This window comes from Klebsiella sp. JN_Kp121, from assembly GCF_040062145.1.
In the GTDB taxonomy this organism is placed as follows: domain Bacteria; phylum Pseudomonadota; class Gammaproteobacteria; order Enterobacterales; family Enterobacteriaceae; genus Klebsiella; species Klebsiella aerogenes.
The window spans coordinates 189,249-209,655 of record NZ_JBEAHX010000005.1; the positions used below are offsets into that span (position 1 = coordinate 189,249).

Consider the following 20,407-nt stretch of genomic DNA (forward strand, 5'->3'; position numbering starts at 1 on the left):
CCGTGTCGGAAAGTGCCTTCAGCACCTGCTAAAAATAATGATCTGTTCGAGCGGCGGGAATTTGGTTACTTTGACGGTGGTCATCGTTGACCAGGAAGACAGGGGCTTCGTATGACGCGCAGAGATGGACTGCTGGCAATGCTGGTAGTGGTGGTGTGGGGGCTTAATTTTGTGGTGATTAAGCTCGGGTTACACAATATGCCGCCGCTGATGCTGGCGGGGTTACGTTTTTTATTGGTGGCGTTTCCGGCGCTGCTGTTCGTTGCGCGGCCCAAAATACCGCTGCGTCTGCTGCTGGGCTACGGCCTGACCATCAGTTTCGGCCAGTTCGCCTTTTTATTCTGCGCGATCAACCTCGGTATGCCGGCCGGGCTGGCTTCTCTGGTGCTGCAGGCGCAGGCCTTTTTCACAATCGTGCTGGGCGCTTTTGTCTTTGGCGAGCGGTTACAGGGAAAGCAGGTTGCCGGTATCGCGCTGGCGATTTTTGGCGTCCTGGTACTGGTTGAGGCCAGCCTCGGTGGCCAGCACGTGCCGCTGGTCGGTTTTATGCTGACTCTGGCGGCGGCGTTTAGCTGGGCCTGCGGTAACATTTTCAACAAGAAGATTATGTCTCAGCAGCACAGGCCGCCGATTATGTCGCTGGTGGTGTGGAGCGCGTTGATTCCGGTTTTACCGTTTATGCTGGCGTCGGGTATTGTTGATGGGCCGCAGGCGATGGCGGAGAGCCTGGTGAATATCGACGCCACGACCGTGCTATCGCTCATGTATCTGGCGTTTGTCGCCACTATTGTTGGTTACGGTATCTGGGGAGTGCTGCTGGGACGTTATGAAACCTGGCGGGTGGCGCCGTTGTCGCTGTTGGTGCCGGTGGTCGGGATGGCCAGCGCGGCTCTGCTACTCGGTGAACGGCTCAATGGCCTGCAGCTGTTGGGGGCGGCGCTGATTATGGGCGGGCTCTACATTAACGTGTTTGGTCTGCGGCTGGTGCGCCCGGGCGCGGCGCGGGATAAAAAAGCCCCGCGTTAGCGGGGCCCAGGAGATATCAGAACAAGTGGAGCATTAGTTGTAATACGGTACGCCCAGCTCATCCGATTTATCATTGCCGGCAGCCATGTGATTAAAATCAAACGGCGAGTCGTTATGTTCCGAAGGAATAATCATCGCATCCCGGTTATTGTGGCGAACCGGAGTGGTGGTTTGCTCCGCGTAACTCTGGCTTGCAGCCAGCGCCATTAGCACGATGGCGGCGGTAGCGAATAATTTCATGATTTCCTCGATACGTCTTTATGCAGGCGATTAACAACAATAATTATTTAGTGGCATCAGGTAGCGGGATTCTCCCGGAACGTTGGTGATGCGATATTTGTGCGGCGGAACATCGAAGTAGTTTTTAAACGTTCGCGTCAGCGTCTGTTGCGATTCAAAACCGTAACGTTCAGCCAGATACAAAATTGGCTCGTTGCTCTGCTTGAGTTTTTGCGCAATCTCCGTCAGCTTACGACTGCGGATGTACTGGCCCAGCGAGTGGCCGGTCTCTTTCTTGAACATTCTTTGCAGGTGCCATTTGGAGTAACCTGAGCGCTCCGAAACTTTCTCCAGCGACAATGGAGATTCCAGGTTCTCTTCGATCCACGACAAAATACTATGGATAGTGATGGCGTCGTTATTGCGTCTGGACATCATCTTACCTCTTCTTATTACGGCAGGACTTTCTTGAGCAGTTGCTCAAGCATGACCACTTCGTCTGCCGTTAGATTTTTTGTTAGTTCCTGGTGCAATTTTTGACCCACAACCTGATGACAGTGCTCACAAAGGGCTGCGCCTTCTGGAGTCAGTTGCACCAGAATACCGCGCTTGTCATTGGGGTTGGGCAACCGTTCTATCCAGCCTTTGCAGACGAGTCTGTCGAGCATGCGCGTCATTGCGCCTGGATCGACCGACAGAACGGTCTTCAGCTCAACGGGTGTCGTACATACCTCGCAGCGAATGGAACAGAGCACCCGAAATTGGGTAGCGGTGATATCCATGGGTGAAAGGTAGTCGTTGAGCAGTCGATCTTTTTTCTGGTTAACCATCTGGATCAATCGGCCGAGAGGGATCATCTCGTTGAACAGATTGTTGGTGTTTTCCATGATAGTTGCCCAGGCAATTATTTAGTTGCGATGGATATTATTGCCGTGGCAATCATAAGTCAACATTATGAATTCGCCGATGCCACGATTTGCTAAAGAACGATAATTTGATGGTGGTCACTTTTTTCCATTTTACTAACGCTTGTTATTTTTTATAAGCGTGATTTTTTCATGGGGTGTGGCATCTGCGCTGCTGCTGTCGATATACTCACGGGGTGAAACTGTACTGAAAAAATGATACTTAACGGGATGTTGACTCACTATGCTGGAACTCTTTAAAGCAATAGGGATCGGTCTGGCGGTGATTTTACCGCTGGCGAACCCGCTCACCACCGTGGCGCTGTTCCTCGGCCTGGCGGGCAATATGAACAACGCCGAGCGTAACCGGCAATCGTTGATGGCATCGGTGTATGTCTTCGCGATCCTGATGGTGGCGTGGTATGCCGGCCAGGTGGTCATGAATACCTTCGGTATTTCCATTCCCGGTCTGCGTATCGCCGGCGGGCTGATCGTGGCTTTTATCGGTTTTCGTATGCTGTTTCCGCAGCAGAAAGCCCATGATTCGATGGAAGCGAAGATCAAATCGGAAGAACTGCAGGATGAACCCACGGCGAATATCGCCTTCGTGCCGTTGGCGATGCCCAGCACCGCCGGGCCGGGCACCATTGCGATGATTATCAGCTCCGCTTCGACGGTGAAGCACGGCGTCGATTTCCCTGATTGGGTAGTATTGGCGGCGCCGCCGATTATCTTCGCGCTGGTGGGGGTCATTCTGTGGGGCTGCCTGCGAAGTTCCGGGGCAATCATGCGGCTGGTGGGGAAAGGCGGCATAGAAGCGATTTCCCGCCTGATGGGTTTCCTGCTGGTCTGTATGGGGGTTCAGTTCATCATTAACGGCGTGCTGGAGATTATCACCAACTATCACGCCTGATCGCGATAACTTTCTGAAAGGCCCGGCGACGTGTCTGTTTCGGGCCTTTTGGGGATAGGATGTCGGCGCCGCGGGCGGCATTGACCGCCCGCGTCGTTATCATGAGTGATGCGCTTGCTGTTCATCAAGCGGCGTTGGCCAGCGGCGAAAAATCATCACTGCCCAGACCAGCGCCACCAGCGCCGGCACTGCGCCAACGTAGCCTATCGCCGACATCGACAGCTGCGTACTCACCTGACTGCCGACCAGCGCGCCGGCGCCAATACCAATATTGAAAATACCCGAAAACAGCGACATCGCGACATCGGTAGCATCCGAAGCCAGTGCCAGCACTTTCACCTGCATGCCGAGGCCGATGACCATTATCGCGATCCCCCAAAACACGCTGAGCAGCATCAGCTGGTTGGCGTTCCGTGAGGCGGGTAGCAGTAACAGCAGGCATATTAGCAACAGGCCGATAGCGGTGGTAATCAGCCCTGAAGCATGTTGATTGCCCAGCTTGCCGAAGACAATACTGCCGATAATACCTGCGCCGCCGAGCACTAACAGCAGTAGGGTGGCGAAGTTACCGCTAAGGCCAGCGACGGTTTGAACGAAGGGTTCAATATAGCTGTATGCCGTGTAGTGCGCGGTCACCACGATAACCGTCAGCAGATAAATGCCGAGCAGCGCCGGGCGGCGGAACAGCACCGGCAGGCTCTTCAGCGAACCGGAATGTTCGCTTGGCAGCGCCGGCAATAGTTTCGCCAGGCACACCAGCGTCGCTAAAGCGCCAAGACCAATGGCCAGGAAAGTGGTGCGCCAGCCGAAATATTGCCCGACGATACGGCCAATAGGGATGCCGAACACCATGGCCAGCGCGGTACCGGTGGCGATTAGGCTTAGCGCCTGGGCGCGCTTGCCGGGCGGGGCCATACGGATAGCCAGCGCCGAGGTGATCGACCAGAACACCGCATGGGCGAAGGCGATACCAATGCGGCTTACTACCAGCACCGTGAAGTTCCACGCGAAAAACGACAAGACGTGGCTGGCGATAAATAACACGAACAGGCCAATGAGCAGGCGACGGCGCTCCATTTGGCTTGTCAGCAGCATGAACGGCAGCGACATCAATGCCACTACCCAGGCATAAATGGTCAGCATGATCCCGACCTGGGCCGTTTCCATGCCGAAGCTGTCGGCGATATCAGACAGCAAACCGACCGGAGCAAATTCCGTGGTATTAAAGATAAAGGCGGCAATTGCCAGCGTGACGACCCGCAGCCACGCGACTTTGCGTGAGACCGTATTTGTAAGCATAAATTCCGGGCTGGTAGTAATGAGAAGAAGAGAAGGCGATCTTAAAACGAATGCTGCTGAAATTACAATCACTTTGTGATCTGTGTCTCATTTTATGCTGACACCTGTGCCTGCTAACAACTTAATTTTTCAGCTAATAGTGTGCACCCGCGCTTTCTGTGTCATGTTGATAGACGATAAAAAAGGGGAGCACGATGAAAGAAATTAGTTTTTACCTGGTCGATGCCTTCAGCGATCGCAATTTTGGCGGCAACGCCGCGGCGGTGTGCCCGCTCAGCGAATGGCTGCCTGATGAAACGCTTTTAAAAATGGCGCAGCAGCATAATCAATCCGAAACGGCGTTTTTTGTTCGTACCGACAGCGGCTATGAGCTGCGCTGGTTCACGACCCTTGATGAGATTAATCTCTGCGGTCACGCCACCCTCGCAGCATCGCACGTGATTTTTGAATATCTCGATCACCCTTCGGCAACCATCGTATTCAGCACCCGTTTTGTCGGTGAACTGCGGGTGACGCGCAGCGGCGATTGGCTGACGCTGGATTTCCCAGCCTGGCAAACGACGCCGGTGCATGACGTACCGCCGGCACTGTTCGCCGGGTTGGGTATCGATGATGCGCTGGAGGTGCGGGAAGGGCGTGATTACCTGGTGGTGCTACGCGACCGGGCGCAGGTTGAAGCGGTACGTCCGAATATGGCGCTGCTGGAGACGCTGGATAAGCGGATTTGCATCAGCGCCGCCGACGAGGAGTACGATTTTGTCAGCCGCTTTTTCTGTCCCGGTGATGGGGTGCCGGAGGATCCGGTAACCGGTTCAACCCACAGTATGTTGATCCCCTACTGGGGAGCGAAGCTCAATAAAACAGACCTGCTGGCGCGCCAGGTGTCGGCGCGCAGCGGAGAGCTGCGCTGCCAGTGGCGCGATGACCGCGTATTGATTAGCGGCCAGGCGACCACCTATCTGCGCGGCACGGTCTATTTGCGCGAAAGTTAACGATAGTTTCCCCGGCTGACGCAGCGCTTAGCCGGGCAATCCTAACTAAGCGAGGCGCCGCCGCACATTACCAGCTCTTGTCCGGTCATGGCCGCGGCCTCTTCGCTAAGAAGCCAGCTCACCAGCGACACCACTTCCTGTGGCTTAATCAATCTACCGAGCGGCGGCGTCTTCGGCGGCGAACTCTCCCGCCCTGGCTGGCGCAGCATTGGCGTATCGGTGGCGCCGGGGGCGACCACGTTAACGGTAATGCCCGCCGCGGCAAGTTCCGCCGCCCAGCTTCTCGCCAGCGCCACCAGCGCCGCTTTGGTTGCCGTATACTGAGAACGGCCTGCCGCTCCGCGAGAGGTTCGGCTACCCAAAAGGATAATCCGACCGCCGCGGCTCATAACGGGCGCAAAGCGGTTGGCTAAGGTCTGCGCCGCATCTACATGTAGACGCCACAACGTCTCGCCACGCAGTGCGTCAAGTTCTCCTAGCGGCGCCGCCGCCATCATACCAGCGGCATGGATAATCGCCTGCGGCGTCGGTACCGACGACAGAGCATCAACCAGCGCCTGGCGGTCGCTCACATCGACTGCCAGATGTCTGAAGGCTTCATGAGCGAATGGCGGCGCGGAGCGGCTTAGCCCGAGCACCTGCCAGCCCTCGGCCAGCAGTTGCCCCACAATCGCGGCGCCGATCCCCGAGCTGGCGCCTGTGACCAGTGCCTGCTTCATGGCGCCTCCAGCATGCTGCGCGGTACTTTAAACACCGCTTTCCTCACCGGGGCGGGTGTTGCAAAGGCGCATAGCGCCTGGTGTGGTTCGCCGGGCAGAAAGACCGCGAAGTCGCCGGCATGCAAATGCAGCGTGACGCTTTGCGGCGTATGCTTGCTGATAAAGAGATCTGGTTTGCGTTGTTCATCGTCGGGTTGGCCGCTGTACAGCGTACCGGCATGAATAGTCTCCTTTCCGCTTAAAATGACCTGAATATCGGCCCACTGGTGGTGGTATTCGGTATGTCGCTGTTCTGCCGCCTGGGTTTGCGCGGTGCCGATGGTGCAGTACCAGTCGCGATCAGCAGGCTGAAAGCGACCATCTTCACAGGCTGCCAGGGCGGCAAGAGAACATTCAGGACGGCTGAGGATTTGCCGTAACGCCAGTGGCAACCCCGCCTGAGGCAGGGCGTTCAGATTACCGATGATCATGCGATTTCTCCTTTCACCCACTGCGGCGATACGCGGATATACTTGATGGCCTGTCGGTACCAGGTATAGGCAATGTGTAAATTACCGTCTTCACCCTGTTTAATACTGGGGTAGGAGAATTCGCGGTTCAGTTTTTGTTCGGAATTGTTGGTCATACAGTAGCCGTCGCCCTCATCAAGGTTGCGCATCCATGGCCAGCTTTTACCGCCGTCAGCGGAAATCGCCACGGTCATTGGCGCACGCGGCGCGCCCCAGAAGGCGGTTTTGCCAGTGCGTTCAGGCTCTTTACGACCGTCATCATCTTCTATTTCATCGTATAACGATGCCCGACGCTCGCTGGCGCCTGCTGCGCTCATGTTATTGAACACCAGTGCCAGATCGCCGTTGCTCAACGTGGTAACCTGAATGGACGAGTTATTGTTTGGCAGCGTGGTGGGGATCGGCGCTGACCAGCTTTCGCCAAAATCTGTCGACCGGCTGTACCAGATATGATCGGCCCAGCGGCTGCGGAAGAAGGCGACCAGCGAGCCATCGGCCAGCAGGGTGATATTCATATGCACGCAGCCGAGGCTCTGCGGTACCGCCACGTCGCGCCAGCTCTTGCCGCCATCGGCTGAGATTTTTACCGCACTCACATCATCGTTACCGACCCATTTCTCTCCCGGACGGGTACGACAATAGAAAACCGGCAGCAACCAGTTGCCGTTGGGCATCACGCTGATGGGTTGCCGAATAAAGGTGCCGGGTTCATCGAGCAGGGTGGCGATTGCGCCCCAGTGCTTTCCTCCATCGCGCGACTGGCGATAACGCACAATAGCGGTGTCCTGATTGCCGGCGTGCTGCGCGGTCCATAACAGCCACAGCACGCCATCTGGAGCCTGAAACAGCACCGGGTTCTGTTCCGAACGCTGCGGATCGTCGGATAACTTTACTGCTTCGCTCCACGTTGTGGCGCCCGGCGCTAAACGCGCCCCCCAGACTGAAATATCCGCTTTTCCTTCCTGTGAACCCCCGAACCATACGCACAGCAGTGTGCCATCGGGCAGCGGCAAAAGATTGGCGGCATGGTTTTGCGGGCAGCCGGAGGGCAACATTGCCCATGCCAGATGAGGATCCTGTTGGTGTTGGCGAATTACGCCGTCAAAAGTTGGGGTGGTGGTCATTTTTACACTCCACGTTGTTCAATGGGGGCCGGGGATGATTGTTGCGCTTTATTGGGGATTAGGCGGTCGATCACCATAATCAGGGCCGGGGTGATCAGCGCGATGTACATGTTATTGATGCCGAACGGATCGCCGAGCAAATACCACGCCGAAGTCACCACGCAGGCGCCGATGAGGCCAGCGTTCGCGCCGCGGGCGCTCTTAAAGAACGGCACATAGAAGGCGATGACCGCGACGACGGTGATAGAGAGCCTGATGGCGCGGGTAAAGAAGGAGAGCTTCAGCACTTCCGGTACCAGCAGCACAAAAATAAGCGGCAGAAAACCGATGATCAGCGAGGCCCAACGGGTGGCTTTAAACTCCTGCTCCGGCGTTGGATTGCGCCACGGCACGTAAAAATCTTTTACCACCAGCGAGGCAATCGCCAGGGCAACGGTACTGACGCTAACGAAAATTGAAGCAACAAGTGACGTTGTCACTAACCCGGCAAGCCACGGGTTCATATCTTGCAGAAACACCGGCAGGGCGTACAGGCTATTGATTTCCGGGTGTAAAAACTTCGCCGCCACGCCGATAATGGCGATCGCGAAGGCGATAGGCAGGCAGAAGAAAAAGGCAATCCAGGTAGAGCGTTTCGCCGATTTTACGTTTTTTGTCGAGCTGATAGCCTGAATGACAAACTGAGTACAGAAGATGGAGCCGATGGTGCCGATAAGCCAGGCGCAGATCGTGCCGGCGCCAAAATTGCCATCCCAGGTCCAGTAGTAATCAGGCATCTTCTCAATCATCGGCGTGAAACCGCCGGTTTTTGCCAGCGCGAAGCCCATAATAATGAGTAGACCGGCATATTTTAATGCGCTGTGCAGCATGGTGACCCAGGCCACGCCTTTCATACCGCCAAAGGCAAAATAGAAAGTACTAACAATGGCGGTAATAAACGCCGCGAGGGGTAAATTGATTTTTAAGACCGTAGAAATGGCCGCCGCGCCGCTGACGTAGTTACCGACGTTCACCAGCAACAGGGCGTAAATCATAATAATGGAAATAATATTCTTGGTGCTGGTGCCGTATTTCTCGGCAATCGCCCCGGAAATAGTAATTTTGCCAGTGTTATAGATGCGCTTAACCAGTATCAGGCCAAACAACGGAAAGCCAATGGCGGCGCCCAACACTGACCAGGAGGCGGCAATCCCGCTCTCAAAGGCGGCCTGTGCGGTTCCGATAGTGGACTTGGCGCCGATATATTCCGACATCAGCAGGATACCGACAATAAAGGCCGGCATCGCGCGCGAGCCCTCCATAAAATCCCCGGAGTTTTTACTTCTAATACGGAACGTCAGCCAGGTGGTAAATAAGATATAGGCGATGACAATGCCAACAATAATAAAGGTATCTTCAGTGGTAAAATGATTCATCTTAGCCTCTCTTTGGGCGTACGAATCCTGGGCACGCAGGTGCCCGGTCTATTTTGTTGAAGAAGCGCAGCGCTTAATTAAGATACTGCGCGATGATTCCACGTATTTGCTGCTGTTGAGATGCGCTAAACTGCACCGCGTAGCGGCTATCGCCGACCTCATGGCCCATCAGCTGCAATGCTTTTTTCACCGCGGCGGGGGAAAAGGCGACTTTGTAGAGATCGGTACGCAGGCCGGTGACGTTTTCCTGCGCCAGCCTGGAGGCTTCAATATCGCCTGCCTGGAAGGTTGACCAAATCGCGTTAATCTCTCGTGGCGCAACGTTAGCCAACCCGGAAATGCACGCTGAACAACCGTCAACGAAACCCTGATGAATCAGCGAATCCGGCCCGTTCAGAACATTAAAACCGTCGATATCTTTCACCGCATCAAGAAAGCCCTTAAGACTCTCATAACTACCGGCGCTATCTTTGATGCCAATGATGTTGCCATGCGCAGCCAGCTGACGTGCGGTTTGCGGTTCAATGGTGTTACCGGTGCGCGCCGGGATGTTATAGAGGAATACCGGTACGCTTAGCGCATCGGCGATCGCCGTGTAGTGGCTTACCAGCTCATCTTGTTTTAGCGGCACGAACCACGGGGTGATGACCGACACCGCGTCGACGCCTGACTTTGCTACCTGCTGGCCAAGACGAATGGTTTCCCGCGTCGACACTTCGCCAATATGCGCCACCACCGGCGCGCGTCCGGCAACCGCCTCGACGCAGGTTTCGGCAATAGCTATTTTTTCCGCTTCATTGAGGACGAAAAACTCGCCGTTGGTTCCGCCGCAAAAAATGCCATTACCGGCGGCCAGCTGTCGTTCTACCTGTTGGCGCAGCGCCGTCAAATTAAGTTCACCGCTGGCGGTAAAGGGGGTAACAATGGCGGTTAACACGCCGCGAATGGAATGATGCATTTATTTCTCTTCTCCCTGATGAGATGACTGTGGAAACAGCGTCTGGTAAATCGCCTGGACTTCGTCCTGGTTCACGCTGCATGGGGCATTATTCATTAATCGTTTTACTTCCAGCGCCGCGGCGCTTAGCGTTTCAATACTCTCTGGTGGTACACCCAGCGCGGCGAGGTTGTCCGGCAGCGCCAGGCGTTTCACCAGTTGCGCCAGCCAGCGGACCAGCGCATGAGATTTCTCTTCGTTATTCAAGGTCAGATCGGCGTCCGGGATCAGATCCCAGACCTGAGCGAATTTATCCACCGCGTGCGGGCGTACGACCTGCATACAGGGGGCCAGCAGAATGGCGTTCGCGACGCCGTGCGGCAGATGCCAGGTGCCGCCAAGCGGGTAGGAGAGCGCGTGCACCAGATGCGTGCCGGCATGATTGATAGCCACGCCGCCATAGTACGAGGCCCACAGCATCTCCAGTTTCGCCGTAAGATCCTGCGGGTGGGTCACGGAACGCTCAATATGCCGCACCAGCTTATGCAGGCCGATTAAGGCGGCGTTATCGCTCACCGGGTTCGCGACGGTTGAAGTAAAGCACTCCAGTAGATGACACAGCGCATCGATGCCGGTGGAGGCGGCAATGGCCGCAGGCATACTGGTGGTTAGTTCCGGCAACAGAGCCACGAAATCCGGCAGCAGTAGCGGGGAGATAATCCCCACTTTGGTATTACGCTCGGGAATAGCCAGGATGGCGTTTGGTGTCGCTTCCGAGCCGGTGCCTGCGGTGGCGGGTATCAGCAGCGATGCCAGACGCAGACGCGGTTTCTCGCCGTCGATCAGCGCGTTGAGCGCAGGGGAGGCGGGATGAAGTAATACTGAGAGCAGCTTCGCCACGTCGAGGACGCTGCCGCCGCCGATACCGACGACCATCTCCGGTTGCGCTCCCGCGAGTTGGGCAACAATTTGCGCCACGTCATGTTGGCTGGGCTCTGCCGGTACGGAATCCACGGTCCTCACCTCAACGTTATTCTCGCCCATCAGGTGTTGGATCTGTTTGGTCGCTGCCAACTTACCGACGTTCGCATCGGTGACCAATAAAATGCGCTTTTTACCTGCCAGCACTGGCTTCAGGGCTGATATGGCGCCCGCGCCGCTGATAATCGTGCTGTTAATCGTCGCCACGTCTTACTCCTCTATTGTTATGATTGAATTCAATCAAAATGCTTAGTGTTCACTCATTTCAATGAGCAAAAGTTATAATTTATACGGACGTTTAATAACTTGAGCTTGCTCACATTTAATCAAATATGATTGAATATAATCATTAACGATTCAAATAAGCGATGAAGGAAAGAGAATGAGCTGCGGCGAAAACCCTGTTCTGGTGCTGGCAGATGACTTTACCGGGGCCAATGATGCTGGTGTCAGTCTGGCGGAAGCGGGCCTGGCGGTTGAGGTGGCCTTTAACGCCGGCCATCAGTCCACCACCCGGGCGTTGGTCCTCAATAGCGATAGTCGGGCGCTTTCCTGGGCGCAGGCTGCAGAGAAAGTGAACGCAGTACTCCGTGATGCGGCAAATTTCGCCGCCGTCTGGCAGGTGAAGAAAATCGACTCCACCCTGCGCGGCAATCCCGGCGCGGAACTGGAGGCGATGATGCGTGCGCGGGGCTGCGTAACCGCTGTCGTCGCGCCTGCCTTTCCGGGGGCAGGGCGTATAACCCGCGGGGGGCGCTGTTATGTCCACGGCGTAGCGCTTAATGAAACAGAATTCGCCAGCGACCCCAAAACCCCGGTCACTAGCGCCGATATTGGGCAATTGCTCGCCATGCAGAGCCAGCTGCCGTGCCGTTCGCTTGACGTGCGACAGCTGGCAGCCGCCCTCGCGGAAGAGAGCGACCAACCACGAGTGTTGATTATTGATGCCGAAGAAGACGAGCAGCTGGATGAGGTTATCGCCGCGGTAGCCAGCCGCGCGCGGCAAACGCTGCTGGTGGGCTCTGCGGGGATCTGCGAGGCGCTGGCGCGCTATCTGCGCCGGGATGCGGCCGGGCCGTTGCTGGCGGTGGTCGGGTCCATGAGCGAAATAGCACAGGCTCAGGTCGCCGCTTTGGCCGGCCATCCGCGGGTCGAGCGGATCGGGATTGATACCGCCCGCGCCTTTAACGGCGACGCCCTGGCCGATGCCCGGCGAATCGCCGCGGTGCTGGCGGCAAATCATCATTGCGTGGTTAGCACCTGTGCGGACAGCGCTGCCCGGCACGGTATTGAGGCGCAGTGCCGTGAACGCGGGGTGAGCCGCGCTGCGCTGGGAGAACGGATCTGTGCTTATCTCGCGCAGGTCACCCAACTTGCCGTTGAGTTACGTGCGCCCGGGGCGCTTTATCTGTCCGGCGGCGATGTCGCTATCGCCGTCGCTCATGCGCTCGGCGCGCAGGGGTTTCATATAACCGGCCGGGTGGCGCAATGCGTGCCGTACGGCCATTTTCTCGGAAGTCGCTGGCCGCGTCCGGTGATGACCAAAGCAGGGGGATTCGGTACGGAGACCACGCTGCGGGATGTCGTGAATTTTATTGAGGAGAAACTGAGTGTCTAACATGATTGCGGTAACGATGGGCGACCCGGCGGGCATTGGTCCGGAAATTATTATTAAATCGCTGAGCGAAGGGGAACTGAGCGGTGCGCCGGTGGTGGTCGTGGGCTGCGCGCAGACGCTGCGGCGAATCCTGGCGCTGAACATTACTCCGCGTGCGGAGTTGCGAATTATTGAACACCCGCGTGAAGCGCAGTTTTCACCCGCGACGATTAACGTGATTGATGAACCGTTAAGCGACCCTCAGGCCCTGCGGCCCGGCGAAGTCCAGGCTCAGGCCGGCGATTTGGCGTATCGCTGCATCAAGCGCGCCACCGCGCTGGCGCTGGCTGGCGAAGTCAAAGCTATCGCCACCGCGCCGTTGAATAAAGAGGCGCTACATCTGGCCGGGCACCATTTCCCTGGACACACCGAACTGCTGGCTCATCTGACGCAGACCAAAGATTACGCTATGGTGCTGTACACCGATAAGCTCAAGGTGATCCACGTTACCACCCATATCGCGCTGCGGCGTTTCCTCGATACCCTAAGCCAGTCGCGGGTGGAGACGGTTATCCGGGTTGCCGATGATTTTTTACGCCGCGTGGGGTATTCGCAGCCGCGCATCGCGGTAGCCGGAGTGAACCCGCACGCCGGTGAAAACGGTCTGTTCGGCGATGAAGAAATCCGTATCGTCGCCCCAGCGGTTGCCGCCATGGAGGCGCAGGGTATCCATGTTGTCGGACCGTGCCCGCCGGACACCGTCTTCATGCAGTGCCACGAAGGCATGTACGATATGGTGGTGGCGATGTATCACGATCAGGGGCATATTCCGCTCAAGCTGCTTGGATTTTATGATGGGGTGAATATCACCGCCGGGTTGCCGTTTATCCGCACTTCCGCGGACCACGGCACCGCCTTTGATATTGCCTGGACAGGTAAAGCGAAGTCTGAGAGCATGGCAACCTCCATTGAGCTCGCCATGCAAATCGCACAGGAATAACATGAAGGGATATAATCGGTTAGAGCAGATTATGGACTTCCTGAAAAGCCATAATCTGGTAACGGTCGACCAACTGGTTGCGGTAACTAACGCCTCGCCGGCGACCATCCGTCGCGATCTGATTAAACTCGATCAGGAAGGGGTCATTAGCCGTACCCACGGCGGCGTGACGCTCAACCGATTTATTCCCACACAGCCGACGACGCTGGAAAAAGCGCAGCGTAGCCCTCAGGAGAAATACGCCATCGCCAGGGCGGCGGCGTCGCTTATCAAGGCCGGCGATGCCATTGTGCTGGACGCCGGTACCACCATGATTGAACTGGCGCGACAGATTACGCATCTGCCGCTGCGGGTCATCACCAGCGATCTGCATATCGCGCTGTTTCTGGCTGAATTCAAACAGATTGAGGTGACGATTATCGGCGGGCGCATCGATGACAGCAGCCAGTCGTGTATTGGCGAGCATGGGCGACGCTTGCTGCAGAATGTGTGGCCGGATCTGGCATTCGTCAGCTGTAACGGTTGGGATTTGCAAAAGGGCATTACCGCGCCGACGGAAGAGAAGGCGGCGCTGAAGCGCGATCTGATCGCCAACGCCCGGCGGCGGATCCTGCTGGCCGACAGTTCGAAATACGGCGCCTGGTCGCTGTTCAATATCGCGCACCTCGACTTACTCACGGACATCATCACCGATGCGCATTTGCCAGGGGAGACCCGTGATGCGCTCCAGGAACTCTCGCCGCGGCTGATTATCGCCGATTAACGTCCGGCCATCATGTCTCGCTTGCCGCCTGACGGTCCTCGTTCAGCAATTCAATAAATGCCTCCAGCTGGCGCGTCTTCGCGCCGCGTCGCCACACAAGCCAGGTCGTCAGCCAGCGCCACTCTTCGGCGAGCGGCCAGGCGGAAACCTGCTGATGGCCTGGCATACTCTCCAGCATACTGCGTGGGATCAGCGCCAGCCCAGCGCCGGCGATTACGCAGGCTAACATACCGTGGTAGGACTCCATCTCATGGATCCTTCCGGGCGTCGCGCGGTCGGCGTGAAACCAACTCTCAAAATGACGGCGGTAGGAGCAGTTGGCGCGAAATGCGTAGACATTCGCGCCGTTGACCTCGCTGGCGCGGGTTACCGGCGCATGGCCATAAGGGGCGACGATCATCATCTCTTCCGGGAACACCGGTAGCCCCTCCAGACCAGGATGAACCAGCGGACCGTCGACAAACGCCGCGCTGAGCGCGCCTTCCAGTACGCCGTCAATCATGGTGCCGGAAGGGCCGGTGGACAACGCCAGGTGGATCTTCGGGTAACGCTGGTTGAAAAGGGCTAACGTGGTGGGGATGCGCACCGCAGCGGTGCTTTCCAGCGAGCCGAGGGAAAACAGCCCCTGCGGCTCATCGCCGGCGACCACCATCCGCGCTTCATCGACTAACGCCAGGATTTGCTGGCTGTAGCGTAAAAAACTGTGCCCGGCGGGCGACAGACGCAGCCGTTGGTTCTCGCGAATAAATAGCTCGACGCCGAGGTCGGCCTCCAACTGGCGAATGCGGGTGGTCAGATTCGACGGGACGCGATGCACCTTCTGCGCGGCCTGGGTAATACTGCCGGTACTGGCGACGGCGTTAAACATCTCAAGTTGGGTAAGGTCCATAGCATTCTTCTTTTGTGAATGTGTTGCTTAATATTATTCATTTTCAATGAAAGGAAGAGTAGGCCACACTATCCACACTTCGCAATCCCTACAGAGAGAATAACCATGAATTTATCTGCCACCCACGCGGTTTCCGTGAACCCGACCACTGGTGAAGTCGTGTCGTCTCTGCCGTGGTCAACCGAACAACAAGTGGATTCAGCCATTGCCCTGGCGCAACAGGGTTTTCGCCAGTGGCGCCAGGTAACGGTCGCCGATCGCGCCGCCGCGCTGCGTAAAGTCGGCGGCGCAATGCGCGCCCGCTGCGAAGAGCTGGCGCAAATGATCAGCCTTGAAATGGGTAAGCCCATCGCCCAGGCGCGCGGCGAAGTGAGCAAATCGGCTAATCTCTGCGACTGGTATGCCGAACATGGCCCGGCGATGCTGGCGACCGAAGCCACCCAGGTAGAAGATAATAAGGCGGTGATTGAATACCGGCCGCTGGGGCCGATTCTGGCGGTGATGCCGTGGAACTTCCCGGTCTGGCAGGTTCTGCGCGGCGCGGTACCGATTCTGTTGGCAGGGAATAGTTATCTGCTGAAACACGCACCGAACGTGATGGGCTGCGCGCAGCTGCTGGGCGAACTGTTTGCCAAAGCGGGTCTGCCGGCTGGCGTCTTTGGCTGGATCAACGCCACCAATGAAGGCGTCTCGCAAATTATCAATGATGATCGTATCGCGGCGGTCACGGTGACCGGTAGCGTACGCGCCGGGCGGGCAATCGGCGCTCAGGCCGGCGCAGCGCTGAAAAAATGCGTGCTGGAACTCGGTGGTTCCGATCCCTTTATCGTACTCAACGATGCCGATCTGGATGAAGCGGTAAAAGCCGCCGTCATCGGCCGTTATCAGAATAGTGGGCAGGTCTGCGCGGCGTCGAAACGCTTTATCGTTGAGGCGGGTATCGCCGACGCTTTTACTAAAAAATTCGTGGCCGCGGTGGCGGCGCTGAAAATGGGCGACCCGCGCGACGAGCAAAATTACATCGGCCCGATGGCGCGTTTTGATTTGCGCGATGAACTGCATCAACAGGTTGAAGCCACGCTGAAGGAAGGGGCGACGTTATTGCTTGGCGGCGAGAAAATCGCCGGCGCCGGCAACTACTACGCGCCAACGGTGCTGGCCAACGTGACCCCGGAGATGACCGGTTTCCGTCAGGAGCTTTTCGGCCCGGTGGCTACCATCAGCGAAGCCCGCGACGCGGCCCATGCCCTTGAACTGGCTAACGATAGCGAGTTTGGCCTTTCGGCAACCGTCTTTACGTCAAGCAACGCGGAAGCGGAGCGTTTTGCGCGTGGTCTGGAGTGCGGCGGGGTGTTTATCAATGGCTATAGCGCCAGCGATGCTCGCGTGGCTTTTGGCGGCGTGAAGAAGAGCGGCTTTGGTCGGGAACTGTCGCATTTCGGTTTGCATGAGTTCTGCAATATTCAAACCGTATGGAAAGACCGCCGCTAATCGACGTTAGCGCCTGACGTCCGTCGTCGCGCTCTGCTATACTCGCCACCCGAATTTCGATGGTGGGCAAGGAGCCGAGTGTGGCGACGGTTATTAATAATGCAATGCTGGATGCCGTTCTGGCAGAAATCAGGCCGCTGATAGGGCGCGGCAAGGTAGCGGACTACATTCCAGCCCTGGCGCGGGTCAGCGGCAATAAACTGGGCGTCGCCATCTGTACGGTTGACGGCCAGCACTATAGCGCCGGCGATGCCCACGAACGTTTCTCGATTCAATCTATCTCGAAGGTGCTCAGTCTGGTGGTGGCGATGAACCATTATCAGGAAGAGGAGATCTGGCAGCGCGTCGGTAAAGATCCCTCCGGCCAGCCCTTTAACTCCTTACTGCAGCTGGAGATCGAGCAGGGCAAACCGCGTAATCCTTTTATCAACGCTGGGGCGTTGGTGGTCTGCGACATGTTGCAAAGCCGCCTGAGCGCGCCGCGTCAGAGAATGCTGGAGATCGTGCGTCGGCTGAGCGGGGTGGACGATATCGCCTATGATTCGGTGGTCGCGCGCTCCGAGTTCGAACACTCCGCGCGTAACGCCGCCATCGCCTGGCTGATGAAATCCTTCGGCAATTTCCATAATGATGTCGCCACGGTGCTACAAAACTATTTCCACTACTGTTCGCTGGAGATGAGCTGCGTTGAGCTAGCGCGGACCTTCCTGTTTCTCGCCGATCGGGGGATTGCCCCGCATCTGGCGAACCCGGTCATCGCGCCGATTCAGTCACGGCAGGTTAACGCGCTGATGATGACCAGCGGCATGTACCAGAACGCCGGCGAGTTTGCCTGGCGTGTCGGGCTGCCGGCAAAATCCGGCGTCGGCGGCGGCATTGTGGCGATTGTGCCGCAGGAGATGGCGATTGCAGTGTGGAGTCCTGAACTTGATGAAGCGGGTAACTCGCTGGCGGGGATCGCCTTACTGGAAAAACTCACCCAACGTTTAGGAAGATCGGTGTTCTGATGTCTGCAATGGAAAATCTGTTCGCCCGGCTTGGGCGTTCAACGTTCCGCTCTCGCTTCCACCTTGGGGTGAAAGAGCGGCAGTATTGTTATGATAAAGGGCCGGAGATTATCGACAGCCACGCGGCGGATTTTATCGCTAAACGGCTGGCTCCGGCGCAGATTGCTAATGACGGTAAGCAGACGCCGATGCGCGGGCACCCGGTATTTATCGCCCAGCACGCTACGGCGACCTGCTGCCGCGGATGTCTGGAAAAGTGGCATGCGATCCCGCGCGGGCGTGAACTGAGCGGCGAGGAGCAGCGTTACGTGGTACAGGTGATTCACCACTGGCTGGTGATGGAAATGAACGCGATTACCAACCGTTAACCGATAACGCTCAGGCATGGCAGTATGCCTAACAAATATTCTCATGCTATGATAATCCGCTAACTAATTATTTACATAATAATTGCCTGAAACAATTAGACGGATAATTACTGAATGTCTTCACTGTCGATTCGGTCATTCACGCTATTTCGCGAGGATCAACCGGTGCGCGATGCGCTGGTGTTATTCACGCTGACGATCCTGCTGCACTTTATGGGCGCTATGTTACGTCTGGTGCAGGAGCTCTCGTTCTTTTGGCCGCTCAATGCCGTTATGGCAGGTATTTTCGCACGCTACGTCTGGCTAAATCGCAGCTATTTTTACGCTATTTGTTTTGCCGCGATGCTGGTTTATGACGGCCTGACTTCCCGTTGGGGCATGGGTTTTGCGTCGCTGCTGATTAACTTCTCCAATATCGTCTTCATCGTCATTCTGGCGCAACTGGTGCTGTGGGATAAGCGGCGTGCCGATTCGATGCCGGGGCCAATTAACGCTCTGAATCTTTTCTGTTATTGCCTGCTGGCGGCGCTGGTGTGCGCAGCGGTTGGCGCGTTGGGCTCTGTTGATGTTGAACGGGCGACTTTTATTCCGCAACTGGCGGACTGGTTTAGCGAGCAGTTCTCGACCGCGGTCCTCATCCTGCCGTTTATTCTGACCCTGACGCTGCCATCGGTGCTGGGCCGCTTTCGCTTTAGCCAACTACTGCCGGTGATAGCGCTGGTGCTATCGATGGCGCTCGGCGTGGCGGTAGGCGGCGCCGGAAGCCTGACTTTCCCGCTGCCGGCGCTGATCTGGTGCGCGATTCGCTATCCCTTGCCGCTGACCTGCCTGCTGACGTTTATTACCGGTATCACTGAGATTCTGCTGGTGGCAAACTCGCTTATCCATCTGTCGCCGGATGCGCGTCCGCAGCCGTGGCAGCTGTTTTCAACCCGTCTCGGCATGGCGGCGATGCTGATTAGCCCGGTGATCGTGGCGACCAGCGTCGAGGCTATCAACAACCTGGTCAAACAGCTGGCGCTCCGCGCTGACTTCGATTTTCAGACCCGGGTTTACTCTCGTTCCGGTTTGGGCGAGGCGCTGAAACGCCAGGCGCCGCACCCGGATAAACAGCTCTCGGTGATGGTGCTGGACATCGATGGTTTTAAACGGGTGAATGATACCTGGGGCCACGAATGCGGTGACTGCGTGCTAACCCAGTTTGCCCAGCGCGTGCGCGAGCTGGCGGGCGAAGAGGGAATGGTGGCGCGTATCGGCGGGGAAGAGTTTGCCGTTGCGGCGCTGCTCGATAATGCTCAACAATCCCATCTGCTGGCGGAAAAAATTCGCCAGGGGATTGAGTCGGAAACGTTCACCTGGGGGCAGCAGCGTATTCGCCTGACGGTGAGTCTCGGCTTGCAGTGCCGCGAAGTTGGTGAAGGACGGATCGCCGAGCTGTTTAATCAGCTGCTGATGGAAGCGGATGACCTGTTAGTCAACGCCAAGCAGGCCGGGCGCAATCGTGTTTGCGTGCAGGCGTTGCCTGACGGCGTGTGATAAGAAAATCCAATGGTCTTTTTGCTTGAGTTAAATATTAGTTAAAAACATAGTGATGTGGTCATTATCAGGGAGCAACCCATGGCCACACCTATTTCACTTCGCACGCTGACGCGTGAATCTATTCTTGAATCCCTTCCGCAATTAAATGAAATCCTCGCCAGCTGCGTGAACGGCGGGGCTTCGGTCAGTTTTATGCAGCCGTTTTCACCGGACACCGGGGAGCGCTTCTGGCAGCGGATGGCGCAAAGCGTCGCTGCCGGCGAGCGGATTGTTCTGGCGGCCGAAAACCAACAACGGCAGATAGTGGGGACCGTCCAGTTGATTATCGACCAGCCGGAAAACCAGCCGCACCGCGCCGATGTCGCCAAGCTTTTGGTTCACCAAAATGCGCGCCGGCAGGGGATCGCCGGGTTACTGATGAGCGAGCTTGAGGCTATTGCACTGGCGCACGGGAAAACCGTGCTGGTGCTGGATACCGCCACCGGCAGCGGCGCGGAGAGCTTCTATCAGCAGTGCGGCTGGCAAAAAGCGGGAGAAATTCCGCAGTTTGCCTTAATGCCTGACGGGGAAATGTCGGGTACCTCGCTGTTCTATAAGATCCTCCCGACGACAGAATAATGCGAAGAGGTTTGATCAAAACGGGGTTTTGCGAAGCATAAAACCTGATAACTTATTGGACCAATTACTCAGGTTGTATGACTACTCTAAGAGGGA

At 56.9% G+C, this 20,407-nt stretch carries 22 protein-coding genes; 11 read left to right on the forward strand and 11 right to left on the reverse strand.

The genetic code is table 11. The annotated features are described in order from the left end of the window. The first annotated feature begins 111 nt into the window (after nucleotides 1–111). Nucleotides 112–1,026 carry an O-acetylserine/cysteine exporter gene (gene eamA, locus ABLU86_RS09885; protein ID WP_047058811.1) on the forward strand — a complete coding sequence of 305 codons (915 nt, stop codon included), beginning with the start codon at nucleotides 112–114 and terminating at the stop codon, nucleotides 1,024–1,026. Nucleotides 1,027–1,059: 33 nt separating this feature from the next. On the opposite strand, the gene marB is transcribed toward eamA, so the two are convergent. From marB to marR, 3 genes are read right to left on the reverse strand one after another with little or no spacing between them, the layout of a single operon-like run. After that, nucleotides 1,060–1,266 (reverse strand): multiple antibiotic resistance protein MarB, encoded by a 207-nt coding sequence (gene marB, locus ABLU86_RS09890; protein WP_020078926.1) that lies wholly within the window; start codon nucleotides 1,264–1,266, stop codon nucleotides 1,060–1,062. A 30-nt stretch (nucleotides 1,267–1,296) separates the two neighbouring features. Further along, entirely contained in the window at nucleotides 1,297–1,680 is a 384-nt protein-coding gene (marA, locus tag ABLU86_RS09895; RefSeq protein WP_015366733.1) for an MDR efflux pump AcrAB transcriptional activator MarA, read from the reverse strand. Between the two features lie 17 nt (nucleotides 1,681–1,697). Further along, on the reverse strand, nucleotides 1,698–2,132 hold the full coding sequence (marR, locus tag ABLU86_RS09900; protein WP_015366732.1) for a multiple antibiotic resistance transcriptional regulator MarR: 435 nt from the start codon (nucleotides 2,130–2,132) through the stop codon (nucleotides 1,698–1,700). Between the two features lie 262 nt (nucleotides 2,133–2,394). On the opposite strand from marR, the gene ABLU86_RS09905 reads away from it, so the two are divergent. After that, nucleotides 2,395–3,063, forward strand: a complete 669-nt coding sequence (locus ABLU86_RS09905; RefSeq protein ID WP_021463167.1) for a MarC family NAAT transporter — start codon at nucleotides 2,395–2,397, stop codon at nucleotides 3,061–3,063. A gap of 99 nt (nucleotides 3,064–3,162) precedes the next feature. On the opposite strand, the gene ABLU86_RS09910 is transcribed toward ABLU86_RS09905, so the two are convergent. Next, a complete protein-coding gene (locus tag ABLU86_RS09910; RefSeq protein ID WP_047047153.1) occupies nucleotides 3,163–4,362 on the reverse strand; it encodes a sugar transporter in 1,200 nt (399 codons plus the stop codon). A 194-nt stretch (nucleotides 4,363–4,556) separates the two neighbouring features. Between ABLU86_RS09910 and ABLU86_RS09915 the strand changes: the two genes are divergently transcribed. After that, nucleotides 4,557–5,354: a PhzF family phenazine biosynthesis protein gene (locus ABLU86_RS09915; protein ID WP_015366729.1), complete on the forward strand. Its 798-nt coding sequence runs from the start codon at nucleotides 4,557–4,559 to the stop codon at nucleotides 5,352–5,354. A 41-nt stretch (nucleotides 5,355–5,395) separates the two neighbouring features. On the opposite strand, the gene ABLU86_RS09920 is transcribed toward ABLU86_RS09915, so the two are convergent. The 6 genes from ABLU86_RS09920 to ABLU86_RS09945 all read right to left on the reverse strand — a co-directional run bounded on the left by ABLU86_RS09920 (nucleotide 5,396) and on the right by ABLU86_RS09945 (nucleotide 11,246). After that, nucleotides 5,396–6,073, reverse strand: a complete 678-nt coding sequence (locus tag ABLU86_RS09920; protein ID WP_348796078.1) for an SDR family oxidoreductase — start codon at nucleotides 6,071–6,073, stop codon at nucleotides 5,396–5,398. Next, on the reverse strand, nucleotides 6,070–6,543 hold the full coding sequence (locus tag ABLU86_RS09925; protein ID WP_348796077.1) for a YhcH/YjgK/YiaL family protein: 474 nt from the start codon (nucleotides 6,541–6,543) through the stop codon (nucleotides 6,070–6,072). The genes ABLU86_RS09920 and ABLU86_RS09925 overlap by 4 nt, the downstream gene beginning before the upstream one ends. Further along, nucleotides 6,540–7,706 (reverse strand): exo-alpha-sialidase, encoded by a 1,167-nt coding sequence (locus tag ABLU86_RS09930; RefSeq protein ID WP_142689216.1) that lies wholly within the window; start codon nucleotides 7,704–7,706, stop codon nucleotides 6,540–6,542. The genes ABLU86_RS09925 and ABLU86_RS09930 overlap by 4 nt, the downstream gene beginning before the upstream one ends. 2 nt (nucleotides 7,707–7,708) lie before the next feature. Next, complete coding sequence (locus ABLU86_RS09935; RefSeq protein ID WP_032714439.1) at nucleotides 7,709–9,121, reverse strand: sodium:solute symporter family protein; 1,413 nt, start codon at nucleotides 9,119–9,121, stop codon at nucleotides 7,709–7,711. Between the two features lie 73 nt (nucleotides 9,122–9,194). Continuing rightward, complete coding sequence (locus ABLU86_RS09940; protein ID WP_160184014.1) at nucleotides 9,195–10,079, reverse strand: dihydrodipicolinate synthase family protein; 885 nt, start codon at nucleotides 10,077–10,079, stop codon at nucleotides 9,195–9,197. Further along, on the reverse strand, nucleotides 10,080–11,246 hold the full coding sequence (locus tag ABLU86_RS09945; protein WP_348796076.1) for an iron-containing alcohol dehydrogenase: 1,167 nt from the start codon (nucleotides 11,244–11,246) through the stop codon (nucleotides 10,080–10,082). 175 nt (nucleotides 11,247–11,421) lie between these two features. Here ABLU86_RS09945 and ABLU86_RS09950 point away from each other — a divergent pair, with 175 nt between their 5' ends. Genes ABLU86_RS09950 through ABLU86_RS09960 form a run of 3 tightly spaced genes read left to right on the forward strand, consistent with a single transcriptional unit; the run spans nucleotide 11,422 to nucleotide 14,399 of the window. Then, nucleotides 11,422–12,657 carry a four-carbon acid sugar kinase family protein gene (locus ABLU86_RS09950; protein WP_042897573.1) on the forward strand — a complete coding sequence of 412 codons (1,236 nt, stop codon included), beginning with the start codon at nucleotides 11,422–11,424 and terminating at the stop codon, nucleotides 12,655–12,657. Then, on the forward strand, nucleotides 12,650–13,636 hold the full coding sequence (locus ABLU86_RS09955; protein WP_042897571.1) for a D-threonate 4-phosphate dehydrogenase: 987 nt from the start codon (nucleotides 12,650–12,652) through the stop codon (nucleotides 13,634–13,636). Before ABLU86_RS09950 ends, ABLU86_RS09955 begins: the two co-directional genes overlap by 8 nt. Before the next feature lies 1 nt (nucleotide 13,637). Further along, nucleotides 13,638–14,399: a DeoR/GlpR family DNA-binding transcription regulator gene (locus ABLU86_RS09960; protein WP_042897568.1), complete on the forward strand. Its 762-nt coding sequence runs from the start codon at nucleotides 13,638–13,640 to the stop codon at nucleotides 14,397–14,399. A gap of 10 nt (nucleotides 14,400–14,409) precedes the next feature. On the opposite strand, the gene ABLU86_RS09965 is transcribed toward ABLU86_RS09960, so the two are convergent. Then, nucleotides 14,410–15,288 (reverse strand): LysR family transcriptional regulator, encoded by an 879-nt coding sequence (locus ABLU86_RS09965; RefSeq protein ID WP_042897565.1) that lies wholly within the window; start codon nucleotides 15,286–15,288, stop codon nucleotides 14,410–14,412. A 105-nt stretch (nucleotides 15,289–15,393) separates the two neighbouring features. Between ABLU86_RS09965 and sad the strand changes: the two genes are divergently transcribed. The 5 genes from sad (at nucleotide 15,394) to ABLU86_RS09990 (ending at nucleotide 20,311) form a co-directional block, all read left to right on the forward strand. Then, nucleotides 15,394–16,779 (forward strand): succinate-semialdehyde dehydrogenase, encoded by a 1,386-nt coding sequence (gene sad / locus ABLU86_RS09970; protein ID WP_348796075.1) that lies wholly within the window; start codon nucleotides 15,394–15,396, stop codon nucleotides 16,777–16,779. Nucleotides 16,780–16,859: 80 nt separating this feature from the next. After that, nucleotides 16,860–17,786 (forward strand): glutaminase B, encoded by a 927-nt coding sequence (gene glsB / locus ABLU86_RS09975; RefSeq protein WP_032707989.1) that lies wholly within the window; start codon nucleotides 16,860–16,862, stop codon nucleotides 17,784–17,786. Then, entirely contained in the window at nucleotides 17,786–18,154 is a 369-nt protein-coding gene (locus tag ABLU86_RS09980; RefSeq protein ID WP_015366716.1) for a DUF4186 domain-containing protein, read from the forward strand. Before glsB ends, ABLU86_RS09980 begins: the two co-directional genes overlap by 1 nt. Nucleotides 18,155–18,268: 114 nt before the next feature. After that, nucleotides 18,269–19,690 carry a GGDEF domain-containing protein gene (locus ABLU86_RS09985; RefSeq protein WP_015366715.1) on the forward strand — a complete coding sequence of 474 codons (1,422 nt, stop codon included), beginning with the start codon at nucleotides 18,269–18,271 and terminating at the stop codon, nucleotides 19,688–19,690. An 81-nt stretch (nucleotides 19,691–19,771) separates the two neighbouring features. Next, nucleotides 19,772–20,311: a GNAT family N-acetyltransferase gene (locus ABLU86_RS09990; RefSeq protein ID WP_015705327.1), complete on the forward strand. Its 540-nt coding sequence runs from the start codon at nucleotides 19,772–19,774 to the stop codon at nucleotides 20,309–20,311. The last annotated feature ends 96 nt before the right edge of the window (nucleotides 20,312–20,407 follow it).